20 protein-coding genes and 1 pseudogene are annotated in these 21,444 nt (G+C 59.4%); 9 read left to right on the plus strand and 12 right to left on the minus strand.

The window, feature by feature from the left end; all coding sequences use genetic code 11:
* Positions 1–571: 571 nt before the first annotated feature.
* The 3 genes from QA644_RS27685 (at position 572) to QA644_RS27695 (ending at position 5,625) form a co-directional block, all read left to right on the plus strand.
* Positions 572–2,170 carry an FAD-dependent oxidoreductase gene (locus QA644_RS27685; RefSeq protein ID WP_283072531.1) on the plus strand — a complete coding sequence of 533 codons (1,599 nt, stop codon included), beginning with the start codon at positions 572–574 and terminating at the stop codon, positions 2,168–2,170.
* 236 nt (positions 2,171–2,406) lie between these two features.
* Positions 2,407–3,819, plus strand: a complete 1,413-nt coding sequence (locus QA644_RS27690; protein ID WP_283072532.1) for an FAD/NAD(P)-binding protein — start codon at positions 2,407–2,409, stop codon at positions 3,817–3,819.
* A gap of 309 nt (positions 3,820–4,128) precedes the next feature.
* On the plus strand, positions 4,129–5,625 hold the full coding sequence (locus tag QA644_RS27695) for a DegQ family serine endoprotease (RefSeq protein WP_283074037.1): 1,497 nt from the start codon (positions 4,129–4,131) through the stop codon (positions 5,623–5,625).
* Positions 5,626–5,667: 42 nt separating this feature from the next.
* Here QA644_RS27695 and QA644_RS27700 read toward each other — a convergent pair whose 3' ends face one another.
* The 12 genes and pseudogenes from QA644_RS27700 to QA644_RS27755 all read right to left on the minus strand — a co-directional run bounded on the left by QA644_RS27700 (position 5,668) and on the right by QA644_RS27755 (position 15,837).
* Positions 5,668–5,925, minus strand: a complete 258-nt coding sequence (locus tag QA644_RS27700; protein WP_283072533.1) for a hypothetical protein — start codon at positions 5,923–5,925, stop codon at positions 5,668–5,670.
* A gap of 26 nt (positions 5,926–5,951) precedes the next feature.
* The gene (locus QA644_RS27705) at positions 5,952–6,458 is read right to left on the minus strand and encodes an RES domain-containing protein (protein ID WP_283072534.1); all 507 of its coding nucleotides are present in this window, start codon (positions 6,456–6,458) and stop codon (positions 5,952–5,954) included.
* Positions 6,451–6,822 carry a DUF2384 domain-containing protein gene (locus tag QA644_RS27710; protein WP_074072035.1) on the minus strand — a complete coding sequence of 124 codons (372 nt, stop codon included), beginning with the start codon at positions 6,820–6,822 and terminating at the stop codon, positions 6,451–6,453. The genes QA644_RS27705 and QA644_RS27710 overlap by 8 nt, the downstream gene beginning before the upstream one ends.
* A gap of 62 nt (positions 6,823–6,884) precedes the next feature.
* Complete coding sequence (locus tag QA644_RS27715) at positions 6,885–7,676, minus strand: crotonase/enoyl-CoA hydratase family protein (RefSeq protein ID WP_239600559.1); 792 nt, start codon at positions 7,674–7,676, stop codon at positions 6,885–6,887.
* Complete coding sequence (locus QA644_RS27720) at positions 7,673–8,542, minus strand: hydroxymethylglutaryl-CoA lyase (RefSeq protein WP_194731926.1); 870 nt, start codon at positions 8,540–8,542, stop codon at positions 7,673–7,675. The genes QA644_RS27715 and QA644_RS27720 overlap by 4 nt, the downstream gene beginning before the upstream one ends.
* Complete coding sequence (locus QA644_RS27725) at positions 8,542–10,521, minus strand: acetyl/propionyl/methylcrotonyl-CoA carboxylase subunit alpha (protein WP_283072535.1); 1,980 nt, start codon at positions 10,519–10,521, stop codon at positions 8,542–8,544. The genes QA644_RS27720 and QA644_RS27725 overlap by 1 nt, the downstream gene beginning before the upstream one ends.
* A 7-nt stretch (positions 10,522–10,528) precedes the next feature.
* Complete coding sequence (locus QA644_RS27730) at positions 10,529–12,136, minus strand: carboxyl transferase domain-containing protein (protein WP_194731063.1); 1,608 nt, start codon at positions 12,134–12,136, stop codon at positions 10,529–10,531.
* A complete protein-coding gene (locus tag QA644_RS27735; RefSeq protein WP_283072536.1) occupies positions 12,133–13,296 on the minus strand; it encodes an isovaleryl-CoA dehydrogenase in 1,164 nt (387 codons plus the stop codon). Before QA644_RS27735 ends, QA644_RS27730 begins: the two co-directional genes overlap by 4 nt.
* 316 nt (positions 13,297–13,612) lie before the next feature.
* Positions 13,613–14,644 (minus strand): hydroxyacid dehydrogenase, encoded by a 1,032-nt coding sequence (locus QA644_RS27740; protein ID WP_283072537.1) that lies wholly within the window; start codon positions 14,642–14,644, stop codon positions 13,613–13,615.
* Between the two features lie 76 nt (positions 14,645–14,720).
* Positions 14,721–14,819, minus strand: a pseudogene (locus QA644_RS27745) (isoprenylcysteine carboxylmethyltransferase family protein); the annotation flags it as partial.
* Positions 14,820–14,848: 29 nt separating this feature from the next.
* The gene (locus QA644_RS27750; RefSeq protein ID WP_349254120.1) at positions 14,849–15,034 is read right to left on the minus strand and encodes a hypothetical protein; all 186 of its coding nucleotides are present in this window, start codon (positions 15,032–15,034) and stop codon (positions 14,849–14,851) included.
* Positions 15,035–15,330: 296 nt separating this feature from the next.
* On the minus strand, positions 15,331–15,837 hold the full coding sequence (locus QA644_RS27755; protein WP_239600549.1) for an Hsp20/alpha crystallin family protein: 507 nt from the start codon (positions 15,835–15,837) through the stop codon (positions 15,331–15,333).
* Positions 15,838–16,172: 335 nt separating this feature from the next.
* Here QA644_RS27755 and groES point away from each other — a divergent pair, with 335 nt between their 5' ends.
* The 6 genes from groES (at position 16,173) to QA644_RS27785 (ending at position 21,437) form a co-directional block, all read left to right on the plus strand.
* Positions 16,173–16,487 (plus strand): co-chaperone GroES, encoded by a 315-nt coding sequence (gene groES, locus QA644_RS27760; RefSeq protein ID WP_074072045.1) that lies wholly within the window; start codon positions 16,173–16,175, stop codon positions 16,485–16,487.
* Between the two features lie 41 nt (positions 16,488–16,528).
* Positions 16,529–18,160, plus strand: coding sequence for a chaperonin GroEL (gene groL / locus QA644_RS27765; protein WP_283072538.1), 1,632 nt, complete (start codon positions 16,529–16,531; stop codon positions 18,158–18,160).
* Between the two features lie 53 nt (positions 18,161–18,213).
* Positions 18,214–18,450 (plus strand): hypothetical protein, encoded by a 237-nt coding sequence (locus QA644_RS27770; protein ID WP_283072539.1) that lies wholly within the window; start codon positions 18,214–18,216, stop codon positions 18,448–18,450.
* Positions 18,451–18,696: 246 nt separating this feature from the next.
* Positions 18,697–18,984, plus strand: a complete 288-nt coding sequence (locus QA644_RS27775; protein ID WP_022716313.1) for a hypothetical protein — start codon at positions 18,697–18,699, stop codon at positions 18,982–18,984.
* A gap of 145 nt (positions 18,985–19,129) precedes the next feature.
* Positions 19,130–20,158 carry a LacI family DNA-binding transcriptional regulator gene (locus tag QA644_RS27780; RefSeq protein WP_074072047.1) on the plus strand — a complete coding sequence of 343 codons (1,029 nt, stop codon included), beginning with the start codon at positions 19,130–19,132 and terminating at the stop codon, positions 20,156–20,158.
* A gap of 40 nt (positions 20,159–20,198) precedes the next feature.
* The gene (locus QA644_RS27785; protein WP_283072540.1) at positions 20,199–21,437 is read left to right on the plus strand and encodes a sugar ABC transporter substrate-binding protein; all 1,239 of its coding nucleotides are present in this window, start codon (positions 20,199–20,201) and stop codon (positions 21,435–21,437) included.
* The last annotated feature ends 7 nt before the right edge of the window (positions 21,438–21,444 follow it).

Here is a 21,444-nt window from a genome sequence, read left to right on the forward strand (position 1 = left end):
GAACTGGCGTGCGGGCCTAGAGGGTAAGGCGAGCAACCACGAAAGCCATCACATGGGCAAGGTAGTGCGCCAAGGTCGCGTATCCGAGCTTTCCTTGCAGCCGGCATAATCCGCAATCGACGTCTTCTCGCACAGTGCCACTGCACGTGCCTTGGCAATAAATGCTGGAATTAATCAAGATCGGAATCCGACCCTTCCGAGGTATCGTATCGAGTTAAAGTTTTTGACTGTCGTCAATATTATAAATTTATGCTAGTAAGTCACTTTTGTTACACGCAATGATCGCAGAGAATATTGATTAAATGTCCCATTTCGAGCACATCACAAATGACACATTTTGCCTTATACATAACGTGATTGAACACTATTTCTAACTTATGATAGTAAATAAATACTGCAAGAACTTCAAAACCATGCTGCCGCATCTTTCGTGGGAGTCATTGGGATTTTTAATCCGAAATCTTCTTGAACCCCACGCCCGCATGCTCTTTTTCATCGAATGCATTGCAACATATCGCATCATAGCTAACATTGTGACGGGGCCGCAATGATTTCAGGGCGTATTGATGACATGCCAGGTGACATCGATGTCCTCATCGTCGGATCCGGACCCGTCGGCCTCACCCTTGCCAAAGAGCTTCGGCAGGCCGACAAGCGCGTGCTCGTTGTTGAGTCGGGCGGGTTAGACCCATCTGCGGCTTCGAACGAACTCGCCGGCGCCTTGATCCTGGAGCCTGCCACCCACGACGACGTGCGCATCTGCGTCTCGCGCCAATTCGGCGGAACAAGCAACCTTTGGACCGGGCGATGCCTTCCCTTTGATCCGATCGACTTTGAAGATCGATTTCCCGATGGGCGGTGGCCTATTTCCTATGACGAGATACGACCGTTCTACGACCGTGCCGTTGAATACGCCAACTGCGGCCAGGGGTTCGTCGATAAGGCGCCGCTTGCGTCGGTAGACGCCCGTTTCGAACTAACGCACCTTGAACGTTACAGTCGTGATCCGAAACTGTTTCGCGCAAGCCTTCAGCAATTCAGCGAGGATAGGGGACTGACAATCCTGCTGAACACCACCGTCGTGGATTTGGTCCTGACGGAAAATAGCAGCGTCAGCCATGTCGTGGCCCGTCACAAAAACGGGCTTGCCTATCGCATTTCATGCAAACGCGTGGTTCTTGCCTCAGGTGGGCTGGAAGCGGCGAGATTTCTGCTCAACATCCAGCGGCGTCACCCGCTGATGTTTGGCGGCCCCCATGGAGCGCTCGGCCGTTATTACATGGGCCATCTTTTCGGGCATGTTGCTGCGCTCAGATTTTCGAACAGGCCGGCCGAGGCACTTTTCGACTTCCGCCGGGACGAAACAGGCGCCTATGTGCGCAGACGCATCGTGCCGAGCGATACGCTAATCAACCAGCATCATTTGCCGAATGTGGCGTTCTGGCCCGACGTGCCGGCCCTTTCAGATCCGCAGCATGAAAGTGCCTTTTTGTCCGCCGCTTACCTTGCCTTGAGCTTTCGTCCACTCGGACGGTTCCTCACGCCTGAAGTCATCCGCCGGCATCATGCAAGCCGTCTTGACGCAGTCGCCGGCCATCTCAAGAACCTCGCCGCTAACCCGACCGAGATTGTCAGGCAGCTACCAGGCTATCTGCGCAATCGCTACGGGCGAAGCGCCAGGAAGCCTGGCTTCTTCGTCAATAACAGCCGTCGGACGTACAGGCTTGCTTTCCATGCCGAACATTTCCCAGACAGGCAAAGCCACGTGCGTTTGTCTGACAGTGTCGATGCTTTCTTCGTGCCGCGGCTGACGATCGACATGCGCGTGCCTGACGAAAATATCCGTGCACTCGTTCGCACCCATCGTCTCCTGAATGACTGGCTTGAAAAAAATTGCTTGGGTGAACTCGATCTGAATCGTAATGACGATACGCTTGCAAGTGCCATCGCTACGCGTATCCGCCATGGCACGCATCAGATTGGGCTGACACGGATGGGAACGAACCGCAACGACGCCGTCGTCGACGGGAACTTGAAGGTCTTCGATCTTTCTAACGCATATATTGCGAGTTCTTCTGTCTTTCCGACGTCGAGCCAAGCCAACCCAACATTGACAGCAATGGCCCTTGCCATTCGCCTCGCGCAGCACATCATCCAGCCGGCACCCTAGCGTTTCTCTTCTGGTGCATACCTCCGAGGACCTAAAGGGTTTCATTTGCGAGCTTCGAGGTTGTCGATTGCCGAGATGACTTTCAACTAGTCTCGGTGGCTGCAGCTGCAGGTTCTGATTGATCTCTATAAATCTTATAGATTAATTTACTGCGACGGCGCCAAACATCGGCTAGGCCGAGCCTCAAAGATACGTCAAGCTCCTCCCAAATCTCGAACCCAGTTGGATCAGCAGCGGTGACGAAAAACGAAACGGACAGCGTCAAAAGACCCGCCATTGCCATCGTTGGCGGTGGCGTTTCCGGTGCGGGTGTAGCCTTTCATCTCGCAAGGACAATGCACGAGCTGCCACGCGTCATCGTCTTTGAGCCGCGCCGCGAATTGGGCCGCGGGCTTGCCTATGATACGAACGACCCTTCCCACCGCATCAATGTTCCGGCAGCCCGTATGAGCCTGCTTCCCGATGAACCGGAGGATTTTCTTGATTGGATTGCCGACAGCGATGGCGTCGCGGACGATCCGGAAGCGTTATGGCCGAATGGCAATCTCTTCCCGCAACGCCGGCTCTTCGGCGCCTATGTCGCTGCGAGACTGCGCCCATATCTTGAAAACGGTGAGGTCGAGCATAAGAGGACGCTCGTAAGAAGGGTGTTACCCGGCCCAAAGGAATGGTTGATCACCGACAGCAACGGCGATGAGACACGCGCGGATTTCCTCGTGATCGCCACCAGCCATCCAGCGCCCTCAGCACCGCGCAGCCTCTCCGCCGCATTGGCCGGCCACCCGCGCTTTGTTGCCGATCCGATGCGCCCCGGCTCGCTCGATGCCATTCGTCCGGACGATCGGGTCCTCATTGTCGGCAACGGCTTGACATCCGCCGATATCGTCGCGTCGCTGACACGCAGCGGGCATCATGGACCGATCACCTCGATTTCCCGCCGCGGGCTTCGTTCGCGCGGCCACCCACCCTGCCCGCAGGAGCCCTTCGGCGACTTCCTTTCCGAGCCGGCTACAAGCGCTGCAGCACTCCTCCGGAACGTTCGAAAGACGATCGCGGGGGCGGCCGAAATCGGCGAAAGCTGGCATGCAGTCATCGATCAGGTCCGCAGCAACGGCCATGAAATCTGGCGCAATCTGCCTGTTGCCGAGCGGCGGCGCATTGTCCGCCATTTGCGGCCTTATTGGGACGTCCATCGCTTCCGCATCGCACCGCAGGTCGAAGAGGTGCTGGACCGGGCGATCGTTGAAGGACGCCTCGAGGTCCTTGCCGCTTCCGTTGCCGGTGCCAAAACCGACGGAGCGGCGATCAACGTACTTCTGTTCAGGCGAAGCGGCGAGCGCGTGGAGAAACGCTTCGATGCTGTGGTCGTGACCACCGGTCCTGCCCATGGCAGCATTCTCCAAAGCCAGATATGGCTGCATGAGCTCAACCAGGGCGGTCATCTGAAGCTCGATCCGACCGGCCTCGGCATCGCCTGCAACGAGAGCTCAGAAGCGGTCGCAACGGATGGTCTGGCGAATTCGTCATTGCTGATCTCGGGTCCGCTGGCGCGCGGCACCTTCGGTGAACTGATGGGACTGCCGCAGGTAACCGAACATGCTGTCTTCATCGCAGCCGAACTTGCAAAAAAACTGAAAGCGGTCCGATAGCGTCGTGTGATTACCGACGAAGATCGGCCGCTTCGCCCCCCGATGTCCGCATGAGGTGCACGAACATTAACCATCTGTAATTCTTACATTTTTGCAATGAAACCGTAATGAACATTTAATTTGTAAATGCGGCTTGACCAGAGCATATCTCTCCAAGACGCCATTTCTTGAAACCGGCAGCATTCGCTACAGTTTCGATGATTGTCCTCTGGAGGCCAAAGGATTGGCGCCACGTTCACCCGACGCCCGCGTTCCCCGGCATGGAACCAAGACGCCGCCATGCAGTATTTTCGCAAGGGACCTGTCACCATGTTACCGATCCTCTCCAAGCATCGCACCGCAGCGCTGATCGGCGCAGCATTTATCGCCGGCACTGCCGTCGTGCCGTTTGCCATCAACGCATCCAATGCCGCCGCCGCTCCGGCGAAAACCAACGGCGCGCTTTCCTCCAGCGGCTCTTTCGCCTCGGTCGTCGATGCCGACAAGCCTGCCGTCGTCACTATCACCACAACGATGAAGGCCGACGCCAGCGCCGACGACGACCAATCGCCGATGGACGAGCAATTCCGGCAGTTCTTCGAACAGCAAGGCATACCATTTCCGAAGCAGGTGCCGCAGCATCAGCACGGTGAGCGCGCCATGGCGCTCGGATCCGGCTTCATCATCAGCTCCGATGGCGTCATCGTCACCAACAATCATGTGATCGACAATGCTTTGGGCATCAAGGTGACTCTTGATGACGGAACGGAAATCCCGGCCAAGCTGATCGGTGCCGATCCGAAGTCTGATATCGCCGTCTTGAAGATTGAAGCTCCGAAGCCACTTGCAACGATCGCCTGGGGCGATTCTGACACGCTGAAGCTTGGTGATCAGATCCTGGCCATCGGCAATCCCTTCGGCATCGGCACGACAGTCACAGCCGGTATCGTGTCGGCCCGCGGCCGCGATCTGCACAGTGGTCCCTACGACGACTTCATCCAGATCGACGCGCCGATCAATCACGGCAATTCCGGCGGTCCGCTCGTCGATCACGGCGGCAATGTCGTCGGCATCAACACGGCGATCTATTCACCAAACGGTGGCAGTGTCGGCGTCGGTTTTGCCATTCCGTCCGATGAGGCCAAGGCGATCGTCGCCAAGCTTCAGAAGGACGGTTCGATCGAGCATGGCTATCTCGGCGTGCAGATCCAGGCAGTTACCAAGGATGTTGCAGATGCCGTTGGGCTCAATGCCTCGCAGGGTGCGCTCGTTGCAGCCGTCACCGGGGGAACCCCTGCCGCGCGCGCCGGTGTCAAGACGGGCGATATCATCACCGCCTTAGGCAACGAGACCGTAAAGACGCCGAAAGACCTCTCGCGTCTCGTCGCCGACATGTCGCCGGGCGCCAGAGAAACGCTCACCGTCTGGCGCGGCGGCCAGAGCACCGATCTCACCGTCACCATCGGCGGCAACGGCACCGGCGAGAAGCAGGCAGCAGCCGAAGAAAGCAGCGGCAGGACACAGGCCGGTCCGGGCATCGGAATTGCTCTTGCCGATCTGACGCCGGATACCCGGGAGGAACTTAACCTGGCCAGAGGCGTCACGGGCGCGGTCGTCGCCAGTGTCAATCCGGACAAGCCGGCCGCCGAAGCAGGCGTTCAGACGGGCGATGTCATCGTCTCGGTCAACGACAAGACCGTACATAATGCAGGCGATGTGAAGAACGCCGTCGCCAATGCTGCAAGATCCGGCCGCAAGTCGGTGCTGCTGCTTGTCGAACGTGGTGGCAATAGGATCTTCGTAGCGGTACCTTTCGCAGCGGCTTGACGCCGAATATCATGCGCTCTGCATTCAACCGGATGCGGAGCGCTATTGCTCCAAGCCTTGCGCCGCCTCCACTTCGCTGAGCGCCAGGAAGTGAATACTCCGGTGGACGCCAGCCAGCATTGGCAGCGTCCAGATCAGTGATGGCAGTAGGGGTTCCCGCATCCTCCCCGTTTCTAGCTTCGCGAGCCAGACATCTGCTACTTCGAACGACAGATGCGCCGACACCAGCTTTAAGCAACCGTTCATTGCTCTCGAAGAGCGCTCATAAACTTCCGGAATGCTATAATTGGACAATTCCATCGCGATGTTCTCGACGCGTCCGTAATCTACAACCAGGAGGCCGGTGATTTGGGCAGTCGACCATCTGGATCGATTGCGCGAAGCTCCGGTGCACCCGGCATATTCCATTCCCACAGCGCGACGCATGTGCCGCCGAGCGACATGAAAGATGGATAGATCGCGCCATGATATCGCGATGCAATCAGACGTTCGCGCAGGTGGTGGGTTGCCGGCACCTTGCTTTCATCCATCAGCATCCGCCATTCGCAACGATAGATATCCGCAGTAACGTCAAACTTTCGAAGAAGCATCTGGTCGGTCGTGTCCGCGAGGCGCGCCCCTTTGAGTTCCAATTGCACGATCATCGCCGGGTGCTGAACAAAGCCCTGGTTATATTCGGCCCAGGCCGTGGACAGCTCGCAGGCCGCATAGATGGTCGGGGCACCCACCCGATTCCACCGGCCACCAAAACGGCTGGCGCCCTCGCCAGAAAGCGGCGCATGGGCCCATCGTGGAACGAAGGCGCGCCATAGATGCACGACGGTCTCAGGCATAGACGCCGGAGCGGACGGCCTCGAGATAGGCGAGAACCCGGTCGGACTTGCCTTCGCCGACAAGGTCAAACGCCGTCTTGCCGCCCCAACCGGGGATCGGCTGATGCTTGAACCATATGACCGCACGGTTTTCGTCGCCGGCCATTTCGCTTGCCATCGCAAGGATGCGGACGACGTTGCTCAGCGCATTATCCACTTTGCGGGCGCCCGATTTCGCCGCCAGCGTATTGCGCGCAACCCCGATCAGCCGGGCTAGCTCGGAGAGCGTTACGCCCAGTTGCTCGGCGACGCGCCGGGCCGATAGAAACGACGAATGTTCATCGCCGAAGCGAGCAGCGACATTGCTGAGGCCTGTGGCTGCCATGATGGGTATCCTCGCATATTTTGATCAATCCTCAATCAAAATATGCTCAAAGTACGCTCAATTCAAGCATCACTTCGCCAGGATGGCTCCCGCCGCTCGAAAAAGGCGGCAATGCCTTCGCGCGCCTCTTCCATTTCCCAGGTGTCGGCTAATTGCTCGATGACGCTTTCGATGACCGCGTCCGTGATCGGCATTCCGAGCGAGCGCGCAAGTGTCTTGCCTCTTGCCACTGCATCGGGCGACGCCTTCAGGAAATGCCCGATTTCGGCCTCGACTGCCGCATCGAGATCCTCAGCGGGTACAACGTGCCCGGCCAGCCCGGCAGCCTTTGCCTCCGATGCGTTGATCAGTTTACCGGACATGATGAGCGGCCGGGCAGCTCCTTCGCCGATCCGCGCGACGACGAAAGGACTGATCGTTGCCGGGATGATGCCGAGGCGAACTTCGGTCAGGCCGAAACGGGCGGTTTCAGCGGCGATCACCAGATCGCAAACGCTGAGAAGGCCGACACCGCCCCCAAAGGCATTGCCCTGAACACGGGCAATCACCGGCTTCGGAAGGTCATTCAATGCACGGAACATGGTGGCAAGCCGCCTTGCCTCGGAAATCCGCTCATCCCGCCCCGCCTCAAACTGCGCGCGCATCCAATCGAGATCGCCGCCCGCGCAGAAGCTTGCCCCCTCTGCGGCAAGCACGATAACCCGAACGCTGCGATCAGCACCGAGAGCCTTTGATGCGGCGGTCAGTTCATCCATCATCTGGGGCGAGATCGCGTTGTGCTTTTCCGGCCGCGCAAGCGTCAGCCGCGCAAGGCCGCGGGCGTCGATATCGATGTGAAGCGTTTCAGGCATCACGACTTACTCCTCAGCTCACGGGCAAAGGCGGCTGTCTGCCGCAGCTTGTCTTCCGCAAGCCCTGTCGAAAAACCTCTTGCCGCGAGATGCTGCGCGACGGCCATGGTGTCGACATTGCCCTTTGCACCCGGTGCGTAAGGACAGCCTCCGAGCCCGCCGATCGAGGCATCGAAGACGCGAAGCCCATGGTCGAGCGCAACGTCGACATTTTCGAGCGCACGGCCTGAGGTGTCGTGGAAATGGCCGGCAAGCATTGTGGCAGGCGCTTCGTCAAGCACGGCGGCGAGCATCCTCGCCACGGCTTCCGGTGTTCCGCGGCCGATCGTATCGCCAAGGCTGACCTCATAGCATCCAAGTTCCCTCAGCAATGCTACGACCTTCGCGGCATTGGCGGGCCGTACGGCACCTTCATAAGGGCATTCGACGACACAGCTGACATAGCCGCGTAGTGGAATACCGTGCGCGCTGCTTGCCAGCGCGACGGGGCGGAAACGGTCGATGCTCTCGGCAATCGAACAATTGATATTATGCTGGGAGAAGCTTTCGGAAGCTGCGGCAAAGATCGCGACCTCGTCCGCCCGTGCCGAAAGTGCCGCCTCAAAGCCCTTCATGTTGGGGGTGAGGACGGCATAACGCACGCCAGGCACGCGGCGAATTCGGGCCATCACTTCGGCGGCGTCGACAAGCTGCGGCACCCATTTCGGACTCACGAAACTCGTCACCTCGATGCGCTCGTAGCCGCAATCGGACAGCATATCGACAAGAGCAATCTTGTCTGCCGTCCCGATGAAGTGTTCCTCATTTTGCAGACCGTCACGCGGTGCCATCTCGACGATCGAAACATGTTCCTGGTGTGCAGCCGTCATCATGCCTCTCTAGCCTTCAGGGTGACGAGGACGGCGCCCTCGGAAACCTGCTGACCCTCACTCGCGTGAACGCTTTCCACGATGGCGTCTCGCGCGGCGGTCAGCGTCAGCTCCATTTTCATGGCCTCCATGACGATCAGCGGCGCGCCTTTCGAGACGGCGGCACCTTCGCTTGTCCGCACGATCTTGACGAAGCCTGGCATCGGCGCGATCAGGCGATCGCCGACCTCCGCTTCTGAGGCAGTACCATCCAGCGGATCGGGCAGCGCAAAGAGGTGCGAATTGCCGTCGAGCCTCAGGCACAACCGATGTGTCCCGCGCTCCACCTCGACAGAAACCTGTCTGCCATCGGTCTCCACTTGCAAACGGTCGGCATGGCGGCTGACAATCCTAATGGGAATCACCCGGCGGCCGTCATGGACGGCGAACATGCCGAAGCCTCGAGCGACGACACACAGACTTGCAGGACTGCCTGCATGTTCCAACGTCACTTTACGCTGCATCTCGCCCCAGAGCTGCCAATGGCCGAGCGTGTCCCACGGATCGCGGCCGTGGCTCTTTCCCTCCAGCGACAGCACCGCCGCAAGCGCAATCACCGTGTCTTCGGCAGCTGGAATTGCGGTCAGGGTCTCAAGATTGCGCTCGATCAGACCAGTGTCCGGATGGCCAGAGACAAACTCCTCCTGACGGCTCAGTTTGGTGAGAAAGCCGATATTGCTCACCGTCCCGGCGATGTGCGATGCCTGCAGTGCCCGCGTCAACACCCCAAGCGCATCGGAGCGATTCGCGCCATGCACGATCATCTTGGCGATCAGCGGGTCGTAATGGGCAGAAATCCGATCGCCTGTCCTGACGCCCGCATCGATCCGCACGCCGTCCTTTGGGAAGCGCATCTCGTCGATCACGCCCGTGGCGGGTAAAAAACCCCTTGCCGCGTCCTCCGCGTAAATGCGCGCCTCGAAGGCCCAGCCGTCGATCTTCAGCTCGGATTGTTTTTTCGGAAGCGGTTCACCGGCTGCCACCCGCAATTGCCATTCGACGAGATCAACGCCCGTAATCGCCTCCGTTACCGGATGCTCGACCTGCAGGCGCGTGTTCATTTCCATGAAGAAGAAGCGGTCCGGCCACAACCCCTTCGAGACATCGGCGATGAACTCCACGGTCCCGGCGCCGCGATAATCGATCGCCCGCGCAGCACGCACGGCCGCATCGCCCATGGCGCGACGCACCTCGGCGGTCATGCCCGGAGCCGGCGCCTCCTCGATGACCTTCTGGTGGCGCCGCTGGAGCGAACAATCGCGCTCGAAAAGGTGCACGACATTGCCGTGCCGGTCTCCGAAAACCTGTACCTCGATATGACGCGGTCGAAGCAGGTATTTTTCGATAAGCACGGCATCATCGCCGAATGCCGCCTTCGCCTCGCGCTTTGCCGCCTCCAGGGCAGATGGAAGCTCTTCGGCCCGGTCGACACGGCGCATGCCCTTACCGCCGCCGCCCGCGCGCGCCTTGATGAGAACGGGAAAGCCGATCTCGGATGCCTTGACCGCCAGAAGGTCCGGATCCTGGTCGTCGCCGTGATAGCCGGGCACGATCGGAACGCCGGCGCTTTCCATCAGGGCCTTGGCGGCATCCTTGCGGCCCATTGCCCGGATCGCCATTGGCTGCGGACCAATGAAAACTATTCCCGCCGCCTCAACAGCCTCGGCGAAGTCGGCGTTCTCCGAAAGAAAGCCATAGCCCGGATGGATCGCATCGGCGCCAGCCCGCTTGGCCGATTCTATAACACGCTCGATCGAGAGATAACTTTCATGGGCCGCCGAACCGCCGATGCGGATCGCTTCGTCGGCAAGCTCGGCGTGCAGCGCGCCGCTGTCGGCATCGGAATAGACCGTGGCTGTGCGCACGCCCAGGCGGCGGGCGGTACGAATGATACGGCAGGCGATTTCACCACGGTTCGCAATCAGGATCTTTCCAAACATCGCAGCCTCACATCCTAAACAGGCCGAAGTGCGTGTTCTCGATCGGCGCATTCAGCGCTGCTGACAGCGACAGGCCGAGAACATCGCGGCTCTTTGCAGGATCGATGATGCCGTCGTCCCAAAGGCGGGCGGAGGCATAGAGCGGATGGCTCTGGCTTTCGAAGAGATCGAGAACCGGCTTTTTGAAAGCCGCCTCGTCTTCAGCATTCCAAGGCGTTCCGGCGCGGATCAGCGCTTCGCTGCGAACGGTCGCAAGCACGCCTGCCGCCTGCTCGCCGCCCATTACGGAAATCCTGCTGTTCGGCCAGGTCCAGAGGAAGCGCGGCGAAAAGGCGCGGCCCGCCATGCCGTAATTTCCGGCGCCGAAGGAACCCCCGATCAGCATGGTGATCTTCGGTACCTTGGTGGTTGCCACAGCCGTGACCAGTTTGGCGCCATGCTTGGCGATACCTTCCGTCTCGTATTTGCGCCCGACCATGAAGCCGGTGATGTTCTGCAAAAAGACCAGCGGGATTTTCCGTTGCGAGCAGAGCTCGATAAAATGTGCGCCCTTGACCGCAGATTCGGAAAACAGGACGCCGTTGTTGGCAAGGATCCCGACAGGGACGCCATGGATATGCGCAAAGCCGCAGACGAGCGTGGCGCCGTAGCGTGCCTTGAACTCGTCAAAACGCGAACCGTCGACGATGCGGGCGATCACCTCGCGGACCTCGTAGGGCGTGCGAAGGTCGGCGGGCACGATACCGGCGATTTCCGCGGGATCGTAGTGCGGCGGCTCTGCCTCGCGAAGTTCGACCGTATGTGCTTTTTGCCGGTTCAGCGAGGCAACGGCGCGGCGTGTCAGCGCCAGGGCATGGGCATCGTCGCGCGCCAGATAGTCGGCAACGCCAGAAAGGCGCGTGTGCACGTCGCCGCCGCCGAGCTCCTCGGCAGAGACCACCTCACCCGTCGCCGCTTTGACGAGCGGCGGCCCAGCGAGGAAGATCGTTCCCTGCCCTTCCACGATGATGGCTTCGTCAGACATGGCAGGGACATAGGCGCCACCTGCCGTGCAAGAGCCCATCACCACGGCAATCTGCGAGATTCCGGCCGCCGACATATTAGCCTGGTTGAAGAAGATCCGGCCGAAGTGATCACGATCGGGAAAGACCTCGTCCTGGTTGGGCAGATTGGCGCCGCCGGAATCAACCAGATAAATGCAGGGCAGGTTGTTCGCCGCTGCGATCTCCTGCGCCCTTAGGTGTTTCTTCACCGTCATCGGATAGTAAGTGCCGCCTTTGACCGTCGCATCGTTGCAGACGATCATGCATTCGCGACCTGCGACGCGGCCGATTCCCGTGATCAGCCCGGCTGCCGGCGCCTCATCGCCGTACATGCCGTAAGCAGCTGTCGCGGCAATTTCCAAAAACGGTGTTGCCGGGTCGATTAGTCCCATGACCCTGTCGCGCGGTAGCATCTTGCCGCGACCCACATGCCGCTCGCGTGCCGCCGTCCCGCCGCCGTTCTGGGCCGATCGCGCGACGTCCTCAATAAGCCTGACAGCCTCCTGCATGGCCGCCTGATTGGCCCTGAAGGTTTCAGAATTGATCGCGATCTGGGATTTGAGTACGGTCATGCCGTCTCCGCAAAGAGCTCGCGTCCGATCAGCATTCGCCGGATTTCGGAGGTTCCGGCGCCGATCTCGTAGAGCTTAGCGTCCCTCAAGAGCCGCCCTGCGGCATAATCATTGGTATAGCCATTGCCGCCAAGCGCCTGGATCGCTTCGAGCGCCATGCCAGTTGCCTTTTCCGCTGCATAAAGAATGCAACCTGCAGCGTCCTTGCGGGTCGTCTCGCCGCGGTCGCAGGCCGCCGCCACGGCATAGACATAGGCGCGCGCCGTATTCAGCGTCACATACATGTCGGCGAGCTTGGCCTGCATCAACTGGAATTCGCCGATCGCCCGGCCGAACTGCTTGCGTTCATGCAGATAGGGCAGAACAAGATCCACGCAAGCCGCCATGATGCCGAGGGGACCGGCCGAAAGCACCACGCGTTCGTAATCCAGGCCTGACATCAGTATCTTCACGCCGTCGCCGATTGCGCCCAACACGTTCTCCTCGGGCACTTCGCAATCTCGAAAGATCAGCTCGCAAGTGTTCGAACCCCGCATTCCAAGCTTGTCGAGTTTCTGGCCTGTGGCAAACCCCTGGAAGGTCTTCTCGACAAGGAACGCCGTGATGCCGCGCGGTCCGGCCTCAGGGTCGGTCTTGGCATAGACCACGAGCAGATCGGCATCCGGACCGTTGGTGATCCACATCTTGTTGCCGTTCAGGAGATATCGATCGCCGCGCTTTTCGGCCTTGAGCTTCATCGAAACGACATCCGAACCGGCATCCGGCTCCGACATGGCGAGTGCGCCGATATGTTCGCCCGAGATAAGCTTGGGCAGATAGCGGCTCTTTTGCGCGTCATTGCCGTTGCGGTTGATCTGATTGACGCAGAGGTTGGAATGCGCCCCATAGCTCAAGCCGACCGAGGCCGAGGCGCGGCTGATCTCCTCCATGGCGACGCAATGGGCAAGATAACCGAGACCCGCGCCGCCATAAGCGTCGTCCGCCGTGATGCCGAGCAGGCCCATATCTCCCATCTCCCGCCAGAGCGGTGCTGGAAAATTGTTACTGCGATCGGTCTCTGCCGCTAGCGGCGCAATGCGTCCACTCGCAAACCGCCTGACACTTTCGCGCAAGGCTTCGATCTCGTCGCCGAGTGCGAAATTCAATCCACCTGAATACATCCGGCCTCTCCCCTTAGCCGTCGATCACGCCGCATCGTCACCGGCATCTGCTCTCCTTCGAGGTCGCAGTGTTGATCCATGATACTGGAAGCAATGCTCCTCCGCTTCATCAGTCCATGTCAGAACGATAGCACCCGATCCGCAGAATTTCCCCACCAAAAATGCTGCCGCGGCGCATCAATCGAAAAGCGAATGCCCAGGCTCGCGATATTTTCATAAAGGAGCTGGGATCGACGGTTGTTGAACCATCTGCCGCCGCGATTGTGCGGCAAACAGCCGGCCGGCGCTATTGGCACGCGGCACCGCGCATACCTGATCAATTGATCTTCACGCCCTTCGAGCGCATGCGCGAAACGGTCTCACGCTCGGCCCGCTTACACCGCATGGGCGGCAAACCGCGGTCCATCAGGTCCATGTCCTCCAACACCATGTCGCCCATCTTCTTGAAGGCACCGTCGAGTGCACCGGCACGATGGGCGGAGCGGATGAACCCCTTCAAACTGCGCACCGGATGGTCAAGCGGCAACGGCTCTTCGGGATACACGTCGCTTGCCGCAACGATATGGCCCGATGCGACGGCCGCCATCAGCGCATCGAAATTGACGACATCGGCCCGACTGAGCAGGATGAACGCCGAGCCGGGCCGCATGCTGGCAAACGCCTCAGCGTTAAGGAATTGCTTGTTCTCACTGGTCACAGCCGCAACGACAAAAACGAAATCGCTCTCGGTTAGCACCTCTCTTAGGCTCGCCGCTTCGACGCCGTGCTCCTCCAGGATGGAGCGCGGCAGCCAGGGATCGAAGACCCGGATCGTCGCCCGGAAACCGCAAAGCACCCGCCGGAGCGCCTTGCCGAGATCGCCGAAGCCGATGATGCCGATCTCGGAGCCTGAAATCAGCCGGGAACTTGCATTGCCCTCTCCGCCCCAAAGCTCTCTGCCTTTACGAAAAGCCAAGTCCTGGTCGACGATGCCGCGCGCGAGCGAAAGTGCAAAACCCAGACCGATTTCCGCCACGGGTTCGGCAAAGACCTGTCCCGTTGTGACGACGTGAATGCCGCGCTGGAAGAGGATTTCATAAGGCATGTTGTTGATGAGATTGCTTTCGACGTTCAGCACGCAGCGTAGTTCGGGCATGCGCGCCAAGGTCCCGACCGACAACGGCGGCTGGCCGATGATGTAACGCGCCTTGCCGAGAACGTCATCGCCGAGCCCGGCGACATTCTCCGGATCGGCCTCGATGATCTGATATTTGGCGTGCAACAGTTTTCGCGCCTCGTCGGTAAAGATCAGATCGAGCGTGCGCGGTTCCGGTGCACTGATCGCCAGTGGCCGCTCGTCATATGCCATCTCTTCTCCTCCGCAGCCCTTCAGGGGCTGCCTGCTTTAACGCACCCTAGAGCAAACCCCGCATTCGTTCGCGAAGCTACCAGATGCCTGGCACAAGCCGGTGCTTCACCTTCCGGCGATAGCGATCATAGCCGGATAATTCCTTGACCAGGTACTTTTCTTCGTCGAGCAGCCTGGGACCAGGCCTGTAGCGGCAGACGCCTCTCAGTGATCGAGGTCAAGTTTGAGCTGCTCGCCGCCGCGGGTCTTTACGAGATAGGGGTTCGGCGGTCTCATCAACTGGATCCGCTCGAGCAGCTTTTCACGGCGTTCCAGATCGCGCTCGCGCGCCGAGCGGGATGCAGCAACAAAAGCCAAGGCATTCTGTATAACGAGTTCTGCGTGCGTCATGAGCATCTCCGTTACATTTGTTCCCTATATGTTCTCATTCATCGGCAAAGTCAACCTGCGACGCCCCGGTGCACGGCGATTCCCAGCGTCGCTTTTCCACAGACTACGGCTGAAGTGAGGCTTAAGCATTCACCGCGGGCGCCGATGCAACTGACGATATCCTCCTGGCGCTCGCTCAAAGCCGAATATAGCATCCATTGTCGCCAAAGGCCGAGGCGACGAGAACGGGGTCGCTGCCAGCGGTCCCGCCCTGTTTCTCGGCCCACGGATGCGGTTTGGCAACGGTGTTCGGCGGCCTAGCTGTTGATCGTAATGCGCTTGGCGGTCGATTGCGCCGTTTCCGAGCGTGGCAGGGTGATCGTCAAAACGCCGTTTTTGAACGAAGCGTCGACCTTGTCTTCCTGCACCTCGTTATTGAGCGACAGGCGGCGCTCGAAGCGGCCGTAGAACCGCTCGGAGAATTGCCGGTCCTTGTCCTCGCTGTCGGCCCGCTTTTCACCGCGGATCGTCAGGATGCCATTGTCGATCAGAAGTTCGATATCCTTCTCGTCCATTCCTGGGATTTCGGCGACGATACGGATGTCCTTGTCCGTCTCCGCGACTTCGATCTTCGGCCAGGCCGTTTCGAACATGAAACCGGACCCGACAGTCGGAAAATGGCCCTCGACGCCGCGGAAGACATCATCGAACAACCTGTTCATCTCGCGATGAAGCGCAAGGAACGGGTGCTGGTCTCTGCCTGCATAGCCTGTCGGGACCGGACTGTTGCTGCGGCCCCAGGGAATAAGATCACGAACGCTCATCTAAGCCTCCATGTTTTCAACGCGCCAGATCATCCGGCGCACTCGCCTTTGCCCTGGCGGGTATCAGGCGACAAGTCACTCTTCGGAATACACTTGACACTGCGCAGAACTGCCTGCGCCGCATCACAGATTAAACGCTGATGGGGAAGCTTCCGTTCCGCGCGTTAGCACTCTCCTGACACGAGTGCTAATTTTTTGCCGTCGCCCTCTTGAAATTCGAAAAAATCGGTAGCAGATTTTTTCCGCCGAGCGGTCAGCAAGGCTCGGTAGCCGCCCGGATTGGTCGCCTGGTCCGGGAGCGTGATAAGTGATCATCATCGTCCATGGAGGAAGACATGACGTTCCGACCGCTTCATGATCGCATTCTCGTCCGCCGGGTTGAGTCCGAAGAAAGGACCAAAGGCGGTATTATCATTCCCGACACCGCCAAGGAAAAGCCGCAGGAAGGCGAAGTCATCGCCGTCGGCCCCGGCGCGCGCAATGACGCCGGCCAGATCCAGCCGCTCGACGTCAAGGCGGGCGACCGTATCCTGTTCGGTAAATGGTCCGGCACCGAGATCAAGATTGACGGCGAAGACCTGCTGATCATGAAGGAAAGCGACGTAATGGGCATCATCGAGGTTCCGGCGGCCGGCAAGAAGGCCGCTTGAGGCGCCTTTCAGCTAACGCTACCCAATGGAGGAGTGAAGACATGGCTGCTAAAGAAGTCAAATTCCACAGCGACGCGCGTGACCGCATGCTGCGCGGGGTCGACGTGCTTGCCAACGCGGTGAAGGTGACGCTCGGCCCGAAGGGCCGTAACGTCGTGATCGACAAGTCCTTCGGCGCGCCGCGCATCACCAAGGACGGTGTTTCGGTCGCCAAGGAAATCGAACTTGAGGACAAGTTCGAAAACATGGGCGCGCAGATGCTGCGCGAAGTCGCGTCGAAGACCAGCGACGTTGCCGGCGACGGCACGACGACGGCAACCGTTCTTGCCCAGGCGATCGTTCGCGAAGGCGCCAAGGCCGTTGCTGCCGGCATGAACCCGATGGACCTGAAGCGCGGTATCGATCTTGCTGTCGATGCCGTTGTCAAGGAACTGACGAACAACGCTCGCAAGATCTCCAATAATGCCGAAATCGCCCAGGTCGGCTCGATCTCCGCCAACGGGGATGTCGAAATCGGCAGTTTCCTTGCTGAAGCCATGCAGAAGGTCGGCAATGAAGGCGTCATCACCGTCGAAGAAGCCAAGACCGCCGAAACCGAACTCGAAGTCGTCGAAGGCATGCAGTTTGACCGCGGCTACCTGTCGCCGTACTTCGTTACCAATCAGGACAAGATGCGGGTCGAGCTTGAGGATCCCTATGTTCTCATCCACGAGAAGAAGCTCTCGAACCTGCAGTCGATGCTTCCGGTTCTCGAAGCCGTCGTGCAATCGGGCAAGCCGCTGCTCATCATCGCTGAAGACGTCGAAGGCGAAGCACTTGCCACGCTCGTCGTCAACAAGCTGCGCGGCGGGCTGAAGATTGCTGCCGTCAAAGCTCCGGGCTTCGGCGACCGCCGCAAGGCCATGCTCGAGGACATCGCGATCCTCACCGGTGGTACGGTCATCTCCGAAGACCTCGGCATCAAGCTCGAGTCCGTTACCCTCGACATGCTCGGCCGTGCGAAGAAAATCGTTGTCGAGAAGGAAAACACCACGATCATCGACGGCGCCGGCGCCAAGTCCGACATCGAAGGCCGCGTTGTCCAGATCAGGGCGCAGATCGAAGAAACCACCTCCGACTACGATCGCGAGAAGCTGCAGGAACGTCTTGCCAAGCTCGCAGGCGGTGTCGCCGTCATCCGCGTCGGCGGCTCGACGGAAGTCGAAGTGAAGGAAAAGAAGGACCGCGTCGACGATGCACTGCATGCGACCCGTGCGGCAGTCGAGGAAGGCATCCTGCCAGGCGGCGGTGTGGCGCTGCTGCGCGCCGTCAAGGCGCTCGACAACCTCACCACGGGCAATTCTGACCAGCGTGTCGGCGTCGAGATCGTCCGGCGCGCAATCGAATCCCCGGCGCGCCAGATCGCCGAGAATGCCGGGGCGGAAGGTTCGATCGTTGTCGGCAAGCTGCGTGAAAAAGCCGAATTCTCCTACGGCTGGAATGCTCAGACCAATGAATATGGCGATCTCTATCAGATGGGCGTGATCGACCCGGTCAAGGTCGTGCGCACAGCGCTTCAAGATGCTGCCTCCGTTGCCGGCCTGCTGGTGACGACGGAAGCGATGGTGGCGGAAAAACCCAAGAAGGAAGCCGCCGCCCCTGCCATGCCCCCCGGAGCCGGCATGGACTTCTAGGTTGACATACGGCCCGCCCGGCAACGGGTGGGCCGTACGGAATGGAGGTCAAGATGGTTCAGACGATCATAAACAGATCGGACGTGCCGCTCGATACCCGTGACCTTGAGATGTGCCAATGCGTATTCGACGAGGTTCGATCGGAAGCCAAAGTATCCAAGGATTCCGAAGAAGCGGAGCGGATTGCTGCCATAACGATCGAACTCTATCGCCAGGGCGTGCGCAGGCCCGACCATCTGAAGGTCATGGTAGAGGCGGCTCGCGGTCTTATCGCGCAGCGCGAAAAGTAAAATGAATGGAGCCCAGGACTGTCATGGCCGTTTGAAACCCGCAAACGGGCAGGCAGTTGAGATGGGAAGACAAACGTTCAATAGTCAGGGACAGACGGTCTGCCGGCGACGCGCTGATGAAATTCTTTGCGGCCCTGTATGTCCGCCGCTTGCCGATGATCTGATTTTTTGCCCCTTTTTTGAGGAGGTTCCATGAATCTGTGCTAAGTCGCGGCAAAGAACGCCACCATAGGACTTATCGAACCCATGATTGAACTTACGCCATCGCAGGTCGCAGCACTGAAACTCGCAAGGGACGGCGATCTTTATCCTCAGCCGATGAAGAAGTGGACGCACCAAAACGCCACGGTGACTTACGCGAAAACCGACCGTTGGAAAGAACGGCCGCAGAAAGTGAAATCCGTAACCAGCAAGGCGCTGGACGAATTAAAAGCGTCCGGGTTTCTGGAACGGCGCCATCTCGATCATGATGCTTCAAAGGACGTCTACGGGATCACGATGGCTGGCAAGATGTGGCTGCTAAAGAACAAGTAGGCCTTACCGGATCCTCATCAGATCTTTGATGCTGACCAGTTTTCCGTTCGGCACAATCGCCTAAGATCGTTTCCCAGAAGGTGAGAAAACGTTTTCGCAGTTGACATTTTTGTTGCGAAAAGGTTTTCTCTTATGGGGTGGAAGAATGAGACTGGACCACACAGGAAGAAAGCAGAGCCGCATCACGATCCACGATCTTGCCGCTGCGGCCGGGGTCAGCATCTCGACGGCATCGAAGGCGCTGAACGATACGGGCCGCATGGGCGAGGAAACACGCGAGCGGGTCAAGCGCATCGCGCGGGAAATTGGCTTCAGGCCGAACGCGCTGGCGCGTGGCCTCTTGAGCAAGCGCAGCTTCACTATTGGGCTTTTGACCAACGATACCTATGGCCGCTTCACCCTTCCGGTGATGGCAGGCATTTCGGAAGCGCTTGTCGATCACGGAGTTTCGGTTTTCCTGTGTGCGATCGAGGACGATCCGGCCCTTGGGCAGATTCATGTGGATGCGATGCTGGACAAGCAGGTCGATGGCATCATCGCATCGGGAAAACGGGTCGATCGGCAGCTTCCGGTCGATTTGTCGAGCCTTCCGGTACCCGTGGTCTATGCCTTTACGGAAGGTATGCCGGGCAGCGTCAGCTTCCGCTCGGATGACGCACAGGGCGCAAGGCTCGCTGTGGAATGGCTGATCGGGCTCGGGCGTTTCCGCATCGCCCATATTACTGGTCCTGAAAGCTTCTTTTCGGTGCGCGAACGCGCTTTTGCCTATCGCGAACTGGCAGGTGACGGTGAACCGGTTCTTTACGGCGTGTGGGCAGAGGCCTGGGGCCACGAAGCGGTCGACCAGATATGGAGCCGCGCCGGAGAAAAACCCGATGGCATCTTCTGCGGCAACGATCAGATTGCCCGCGGCGTCGTCGACGCGCTGCGCGAACGGGGCGTCAAAGTACCGGAGGACGTTTCTGTGGTCGGCTTTGACAATTGGGAGATCGTCGCCGCACAGACGCGGCCGCCGCTGACGACGATCGACATGGAATTGAAGGAGCTCGGGCGTCAGGCAGGATTGACCGTGCTTGCCCTCGCCGAAGGCCGACCCGTCGAGCCCGGCGTGCGGAAATTGCCGTGCCGTTTGATCGTGCGGCAGTCATGCGGGAGTGATGCCCGCGAAGAATGAGAAGCGGCGCGAGGAGACGCGCCATATTGGGAGGAATGTCATGATCAAGCGCCTAATAGCAGCGACCAGCATCGCTACCCTATGCCTGGTATCCGGAGCATCGGCCGCCGAAAAAGTTGAAATGTGGGTCCGCTCGGGGATCGGCGACGCCTTCAAGAAGGTCGTCGAAGCCTATAACGCCAACCACGAAAACCAGGTCGTCGCAACCGAGGTGCCATTTTCCGAACTGGTGCAGAAATATGCAACCGCGATTGCCGGCGGACGGGCCCCCGACGCCCTTTCGATGGATCTTATCTATAACCCGGCCTTTGCTGCGGCCGGCCAGTTGGAGGACCTGACGGACTGGGCAAAATCTCTGCCTTACTTCAATTCGCTGTCGCCGTCACACGTTCGCCTCGGAACCTATCAGGACCGCATTTACGGCCTGCCGCTCTCCGTCGAGACATCGGTCTTCGCGTGGAACAAGGATCTCTACAAGAAGGCCGGTCTCGACCCGGAAAAGGCACCGGCAACATGGGACGAGATTACCGCCAACGCGGAAAAGATCCGCGCGCTCGGTGAAGACACCTACGGATTTTATTTCTCCGGCGGCGGCTGCGGTGGCTGCATGATATTCACCTTCACGCCGCTCGTGTGGGGTGCCGGCGCCGATATCCTGTCTGCCGACAGCAAGGCAGCAACGCTTGATACCCCGCAAATGCGCAAGGCCGTCGATATCTATCGCAACATGGTCAAGAAGGACCTCGTGCCGGCGGGAGCTGCAAGCGACAACGGCGCGAACTTCCTCACCTTCACCAATGGCAAAATCGGTCAGCAGAGCCTCGGCGCCTTTGCCATCGGCACGCTGGTGACCGAACATCCGGACATCAACTTCGGGGTAACGCTCATTCCCGGCGTCGACGGAAAGCCGTCCTCCTTCGCCGGCGGCGATAATTTCGTCATCACCAAGGGCACGAAGAAGATCGACGCCGTGAAGGAATTCCTCGAATACGTCTACTCAGTGGATGGCCAGAAGGTCATGGCGAAATACGGCAGCCTGCCGACGCGAGGCGATATCGCCGACAAGGTCCTGGAAGGCCTCGATCCGCGCATGCAGGTCGGCCTCAAGGCCATTGGCGTTGCCAAGACACCCTATACGCTGCAGTTCAACGATCTGATCAACAGCGCCAACGGCCCATGGGCCAGCTTCACCAATGCCGCGATCTTCGGCGACGATGTCGACGGCGCCTTTTCAAGCGCCCAGTCGGAAATGCAATCGATCATAGACAGCGGCCAATAATCCTCTC

Source organism: Rhizobium sp. CC1099 (genome assembly GCF_029714385.1).
Lineage (GTDB): Bacteria > Pseudomonadota > Alphaproteobacteria > Rhizobiales > Rhizobiaceae > Rhizobium.